This is a genomic window from Nostoc sp. UHCC 0251, from assembly GCF_034932245.1.
Lineage (GTDB): Bacteria > Cyanobacteriota > Cyanobacteriia > Cyanobacteriales > Nostocaceae > Nostoc.
Genome location: NZ_JAYGHD010000503.1, coordinates 1 through 3143 on the forward strand (window position 1 = coordinate 1; position 3143 = coordinate 3143).

At 44.7% G+C, this 3143-nt stretch carries 2 protein-coding genes and 1 pseudogene; 2 read left to right on the forward strand and 1 reads right to left on the reverse strand.

Going from position 1 to position 3143, the window contains the following annotated elements:
* Positions 1–273: 273 nt before the first annotated feature.
* Together VB740_RS36300 and VB740_RS36305 are read left to right on the forward strand one after the other, a co-directional pair.
* Complete coding sequence (locus tag VB740_RS36300) at positions 274–2598, forward strand: heavy metal translocating P-type ATPase (RefSeq protein WP_323204641.1); 2325 nt, start codon at positions 274–276, stop codon at positions 2596–2598.
* A 19-nt stretch (positions 2599–2617) separates the two neighbouring features.
* Positions 2618–2845 carry a hypothetical protein gene (locus VB740_RS36305; protein WP_323204642.1) on the forward strand — a complete coding sequence of 76 codons (228 nt, stop codon included), beginning with the start codon at positions 2618–2620 and terminating at the stop codon, positions 2843–2845.
* 76 nt (positions 2846–2921) lie between these two features.
* On the opposite strand, the pseudogene VB740_RS36310 reads toward VB740_RS36305, so the two are convergent.
* Positions 2922–3089: pseudogene (locus VB740_RS36310) on the reverse strand (heavy metal-responsive transcriptional regulator); the annotation flags it as partial.
* Positions 3090–3143: the final 54 nt, after the last annotated feature.

Genomic DNA, 3143 nt, shown 5'->3' on the forward strand with positions numbered 1-3143 from the left:
AGAGGGGAAAGAACAAGGCACATTGAACTCTCCCACTAGCGAACCTGCTCCCCTGTACAAGCGCAGGCTTTGAGGGGTGTGGTGAGAAATCCGGGTATAGAGCCTCCTGCCGCAATCAGAGCGAGCTTGTGGTTTAAGACCTCTATCAAAATTTATGATTTGGCGGCTTGGAATTAGATCGAGTTGAGAGCAACAGTCTCATATAATTTCCTCCTGCCTCCTGCCTTCTTCACGTCCCACACCAATCACAGTGGTTCATCTTAGTTATGAGTTATGGATACTCTCACACTTAAACTTCGAGGTATGAGTTGCGCTGCTTGCGCTAACAACATCGAAAAGGCAATTCGCTCTGTTCCTGGGGTAAGGGACTGCAACGTTAACTTTGGGGCAGAACAAGCCGCCATCAAGTACGATCGCTCTCTAGCCAATTTAGAGAAAATCCAAAGTGCGATCGCATCTGCGGGATACTCTTCTTACTCACTCCAGGAAGAATTGCTCACCGAAGAAGATGATGCAGAGAAAGCTAGTAGGCAAGCATTACAACGCCAACTCTCCCTCAAGGTAGCGGTGGGAGGTGTAATCAGCATTTTCCTATTTTTGGGGTCGTTCCCCATGATGACTGGGCTGAACTTACCCTTGATTCCAAGTTTTCTACAAAATCCTTGGGTACAGTTAGTGCTGACAACACCCATCGTTTTTTGGTGTGGCGGATCTTTTTACCAAAATGGCTGGAAATCCCTCAAGCGCCATACGGCAACGATGGACACGCTGATTGCTTTAGGTACAAGTGCAGCGTATCTATATTCTTTGTTTGTTACTGTTTTTCCGAGATTTTTTATTGCTCAGGGCTTAATACCTCATATTTATTACGAAGTTGCTGCCATTGTCATTACCCTAATTTTGCTGGGGCGGTTGTTAGAAAATCGCGCTAGAGGACAAACTTCTGAAGCCATCCGTAAACTCATCGGATTACAAGCTAGAGATGCCAGAGTTATCCGTGATGGAATAGAGATTGATGTTCCCATCGCCGAAGTCAGAATCAACGATGTGATTTTGGTACGTCCTGGTGAAAAGATTCCCGTAGATGGCGAAGTGATTGCAGGCGGTTCGACGGTAGATGAAGCGATGGTGACGGGTGAAAGTTTGCCAGTCAAAAAGCAGCCAGGAGATGAGGTAATTGGAGCGACGATTAACGGTGCGGGTGCATTTCAGTTTCGGGTGACACGAGTCGGAAATGATACATTTTTGGCTCAAATTGTCAAACTGGTGCAACAAGCCCAAGGTTCTAAAGCGCCAATTCAGCGCTTGGCAGATCAGGTGACAGGCTGGTTTGTACCAGCTGTGATTGCCGTTGCGATCGCTACTTTCGTCATTTGGTTTAACTTCACTGGCAATCTCACCCTAGCAACAATGACAACGGTGGGTGTACTAATTATCGCTTGTCCTTGTGCTTTGGGTTTAGCTACCCCGACTTCTGTCATGGTGGGGACAGGCAAAGGTGCAGAAAATGGTATTTTGATTAAAGGCGCTGACAGCTTAGAACTAGCACACAAAATTCAAACCATCGTTCTAGATAAAACTGGTACTTTGACTCAGGGTAAACCTACAGTTACAGACTTTGTGACTGTCAACGGTACAGCTAACGGTAATGAAATCAAACTTTTACAGTTAGCAGCAGCGGTAGAACGAAATTCTGAGCATCCTTTAGCTGAAGCTGTGGTGAAATATGCCCAGTCTCAAGAAGTGAGTTTAATAGATGCACAGAACTTCGTAGCTAACGCAGGTAGTGGAGTTCAAGCAGTTGTTTCAAATCAGCTTGTGCAAATTGGTACACAACGTTGGCTAACAGAACTTGGAATTAACACCATAAGTCTCCAGCAGTATAAAGATGACTGGGAAGCGGCTGGTAAAACAGTGATTTTGATTGCTGTAGATGGTGATCTACAAGGAATAATGGGTATTGCCGACGCTCTCAAACCTTCATCAACAGCAGTAGTGAAAGCTTTACAGAAGTTAGGCTTAGAAGTAGTAATGCTCACTGGAGACAACCGTAAAACTGCCGAAGCGATCGCTCTACAAGTTGGCATCGAGCGAATCTTTGCCGAAGTCCGCCCAGATCAAAAGGCGGCGATTATTCAATCTCTGCAAAGAGAGCAGGGGAAGCAGGGGAGGATGAGGAAGCAGGGGGAGCAAGCAAACAATTATTCTCCCTCATCCCCCCACTCCATTGTCGCAATGGTGGGCGATGGCATAAATGATGCCCCAGCCCTAGCGCAGGCTGATGTAGGAATTGCCATTGGTACGGGAACAGATGTAGCGATCGCAGCTAGCGATATCACTCTAATTTCTGGTGATTTGCAAGGAATTGTTACAGCTATTCAACTTAGTCGCGCCACCATCAACAATATCAGGCAAAATCTCTTCTTTGCCTTTATTTACAACGTTATTGGTATTCCCATTGCGGCTGGAATTCTATTTCCCATCTTTGGTTGGTTACTCAATCCAATTATCGCTGGGGCGGCGATGGCTCTTTCTTCGCTCTCGGTTGTTAGCAATGCTCTTAGATTGCGTAACTTTCAACCAAAAACTACCTCATAATTGCAGGGTAATTTAGCAAATGTTCAGAAAAAAAATGCTTTGGGGAAGCCTGATAGCTTTAGTGCTTCTCACTGGAACATCAGGTGTAACATTAGCAGAAATGCCAGCCCACTCATCAGAGCAAACCAGTCAATTTCGCCGCATAGAGCAACCTTTAAGCTTAAAAGTTGGGGTTGCGATCGGTGGTTTAGCCTTGATGGGACTAGAGTTATGGTGGTTTCTTCTCTATAAAAATCCTGAATCCTAAAAGTCTTGAGTGATGTATCAAAAACTTTTAGATTACCCCTAGCAGGGAACTAAAGTTCAAAGAATTGGTATCAACACTAAGGGTTGTTTTGAATAATGGGACAAATTGTATCCTCATGCTGTCCGCCCATATTTTTCCAGCCTGAAAGTAATCCCTTGATTTCAGACCGTAAAGTTAACAACTGATTGATTTGGTGATTAATTTGCAAAAGTTTGTCTTCGAGCTTTTCTTTAATGTCACCACAGGCAATACTTTTCGGTTAAGCATTTTTAACTCGGAATCGGGTTTGGGGTAAAGG

Coding starts and splice junctions, on each gene's coding strand:
- VB740_RS36300 (WP_323204641.1), top strand. CDS start 274: ATGGATACTCTCACACTTAAACTTCGAGGTATGAGTTGCGCTGCTTGC.
- VB740_RS36305 (WP_323204642.1), top strand. CDS start 2,618: ATGTTCAGAAAAAAAATGCTTTGGGGAAGCCTGATAGCTTTAGTGCTT.